This is a genomic window from Actinokineospora sp., assembly GCF_050699995.1.
GTDB lineage: Bacteria > Actinomycetota > Actinomycetes > Mycobacteriales > Pseudonocardiaceae > Actinokineospora.
This window is the reverse complement of record NZ_JBOHGC010000239.1, coordinates 1-3,113: the sequence shown is the minus strand read 5'-3', so window position 1 is coordinate 3,113 and position 3,113 is coordinate 1. Positions and strand designations below refer to the sequence as shown.

Annotated in this window: 3 protein-coding genes; all 3 read right to left on the bottom strand. The window is 70.2% G+C overall.

The genetic code is table 11. From position 1 onward, the window contains the following. Positions 1-31: 31 nt before the first annotated feature. Entirely contained in the window at positions 32-1,597 is a 1,566-nt protein-coding gene (locus tag ACRDSQ_RS12690; protein WP_431421164.1) for an Ig-like domain repeat protein, read from the bottom strand. A gap of 37 nt (positions 1,598-1,634) precedes the next feature. Beyond that, positions 1,635-2,618, bottom strand: coding sequence for a substrate-binding domain-containing protein (locus tag ACRDSQ_RS12685; RefSeq protein ID WP_431421163.1), 984 nt, complete (start codon positions 2,616-2,618; stop codon positions 1,635-1,637). A 290-nt stretch (positions 2,619-2,908) separates the two neighbouring features. Further along, positions 2,909-3,113: hypothetical protein (locus tag ACRDSQ_RS12680; protein ID WP_431421161.1), on the bottom strand; the 205-nt coding region annotated here is incomplete at its 5' end.

The following is a 3,113-nucleotide window of genomic DNA, read 5'->3' as shown; positions in this document are numbered from 1 at the left end:
GGCCCGGTCCGCTCCACTGGTGTCGGCTGCCTCAGATGGCGGTGAGGGTCAGTCGAGCGGTGTAGGTGCCCGCCACGGTCGAGGTGGGCACGTTCAGGGCCAGGTCCGCGGCGAGGTTCGCGGTTCCGTTGCCGCCCAGGGAGGCGGCGGTGGCCAGGACGCGGGAGGTGGCCAGGCCGAGACCGGCCGGGGCGCTCGCGCCCGGGACGATCGCGTTGGCCGGGTTGACGACCGCGCCCGCGGTGATGTTCTGGACCGGGGACTTGTCCACGATCTTCGGGGACCAGCCCAGGTTCGCGCCGTTGATCGCGTTGGCGCCGTTGACGAAGTCGGTCACCTGGCCGGAGACGTTCCAGCCGGGGTTGCCCGCGCGGGTGTCGGTGACCTTGATCGGGTTGAGCGCGCCCGAGGTGGTGAGCAGCGAGCCGTCGGCCGCCATGACCGGCGAGGGCAGGATGACGTTCTGGTTCGCCACGCTGATCGTCAGCTCACCGGCGAGGACGGTGGTGGAGATGTCCTGGTGGCTGCTGACGCCCGCGAACGCGGTGATCTCGAGGGCGACGGCCCCGGAGGCCGACGGCTCGAACGCCGCGGTGTTCGACGGCGAGAAGCGCGCGGTGAAGTTGTGCGCGCCGACCGCCAGGGTCGAGCTGGTGAACGACGCGGAGCCGCCGGAGACCGGGACGCCGTTGCCGAGAGCGTTCGCGCCGTCGAAGAACTGCACGACACCCGCGGCGTTCGCCGGGGACACGGTCGCGCTGAAGGTGACGGTGCTGTACTGCGCGGCGGTGCCGCTCGGTGTGACCGCGAGGGCGGTCGTGGTGGCCACCGCGGCCGGGGCGTTGACCTGGTAGGCCACCGCGGCCGAGGTCGACGAGCCCGACGTGCCGGTGCCGACGAACTCGGCGGTCAGCGAGCGGGTGCCCTGCGGCAGCGCGCTCGTGGTGAGGGTGGCGACACCGTTGGCCACGGCCACCGGGGCGCCGAGGGCGTTGGCGCCGTCACGGAACTGCACGGAACCGGTCGCCGAGGCGGGCGAGACGGTCGCGGTGAGGGTCACGGCGGTGCCCTCGGTCACCGGGGCAGCCGGCGAGGCCGACAGCGCGGTGGTGGTGGGGCTGGTCTGCGCCGGGACGCTCCACTGGGTGGCGCTGGTGAAGACGATGTCCTTGGTGAAGGTGCCCTTGACCTCGGTGGAGAACTGGTCGACACAGTTCACCGCGATCGTGTAGGTGCCGGGGACGATGGTGGTGGAGTTGTCCACCGCGATGTCCTTGAAGGACAGCGTCTGCACCAGCGAGATCGGGCCGGAGGTGGAGAAGCCCACGTCGGTCACGGTCGTGCCGACGAGGCCGTTGGCGAAGCCGCCCGGGCCATAGACGTAGAGGTTGTAGCCGTCGGAGTCGGGCGTACAGCCTGCGGAGGTGGTGTAGCTCGGCGCGTCGATGTCGAGGCCGGACTGCTTGTTGACGCTCAGGGTGCCCAGGTTGCCGACCGGAGCGGCCGCGGCGAGGCCCGCGAAGCCGATCGTGGTGGCGGCGGCCGCGGCGAACGCGATGGCGCCACCCACGATCCGGCGGGTGATGAGGTTTCGCACTGTCGTAGAAGCCTTTCGGTAAAGGGAAGTGGGTGGACTACTGGACCGGGACGCCGCAGTTCGCGGCGATGCCGAAGCCGTAGCGGGTGATGAGGTCGCCGCGCTGGCAGATCAGCGAGTTCGGGCCGTCGAAGATCGTGTTGTACGGCGCGGTGCCGAACTTGGTGGCCGGAACCACGTTGTAGACGTCGCGCTTGAGCGTCGAGGAGGTGTTGAGGTTGGTCGGCTGGATGGTGTCGAGCACGCCCAGCACGGCCTTGCCCTGCGCCGCGGGCGCCTGGCCGTAGATCTGCGAGTTGTAGACCGCGACCGAGTACGGCAGCAGGTGCTTGACGTCGGTCAGGTAGGTGCCGACGTGCTCCTGGATGCCCTCACCCGAGGCGTCCTTGTCCGACACGCACGGGTAGGTGCCGCCGGGGCCGAACAGGGTGGCGGTGTCGGCGGTGCCCGCGGGCATGACCGACTTGACGAAGAACGAGCGCGTGCCGGAGCCGAACTGCGGGGCCAGCGGCTTGAAGGTGGTGTTCGCGCAGGTGTAGATGGCCGTCAGGTTGGCCTTGGTGAGCTTCTTCGGCACGGTGCTGTCGCCGCGCACCGCGTAGGTGAGCGCGTCCACCGCGAACGGGATGAACTTCATGTCCGGGTTGGCGGCCGCCGAGTTCGACGACGAGCGCGCGGCCTGCAGGCAGTTGGTGCCCGCGGCGACGTCGTTCTTCAGCGCGGTCACCCCGACGTTGGAGCCCTCGGGGCGGTTGATCGTGCAGGCCGGGTTGGTCGCCGAGTCCTTGGTGGTGATCTGCGCCGAACCGCGGGCGTCGTAGGAGCCCATGACCTTGACGCCGTTGATCGTGATGGCGTCGGCGAGGCCGTTCATCACGGTCTGGGTGGTGTCCGAGCCGACGATCGCGATCTCGCGGTAGGTCGGCGTGCCGGTCGGGTCGGCCTGGGCGGACCCGGTGGCGAGACCGACGATGGCCAGCGCGGCGGTGGCCGCGACGAGCATACGCTTCTGCTTGCTCACTGCATGTATCCTTTTCTACGCGGTAGTGCTCGGACTGGTGTCCGGGCCGAACCCGGTGCGCACTGGATCTGTGCTCGCACCGGACGCAGGTGAGTGGTCTGGCCGGTCGTCGACGAGAGCGGCAACTCTTGTCACGGCCGGTCGGGCATCACCCCCTCTTCCCCGTGGCCTGCCGTTGTCCTCGGCCGCCTATCCGGAGTATCGCGGCGAACATTTCGTTCCAGGCAAGGGAAAGTGACCCGGACACGAACAGCGCGTTCGCAATGGACTGTCTGATTCGGACACCGTGGCTACCCCCGCGCCCGCGCGCCGAGGCGCAGCAGCAGCGGGTAGGCGCCGGTGGCCACGCCGCCGGTGACGAGGATCGCGGCCAGCAGGTAGCGCAGCAGCCACGCGACCGGCAGCGACTGCGTGGTGCGCGTTTCCGCGACCGGGACGCTGTCCACTGTGGACGCGACCGGGGCGGGCGCCGGGGCCGGTGGCACCGGACCGGGC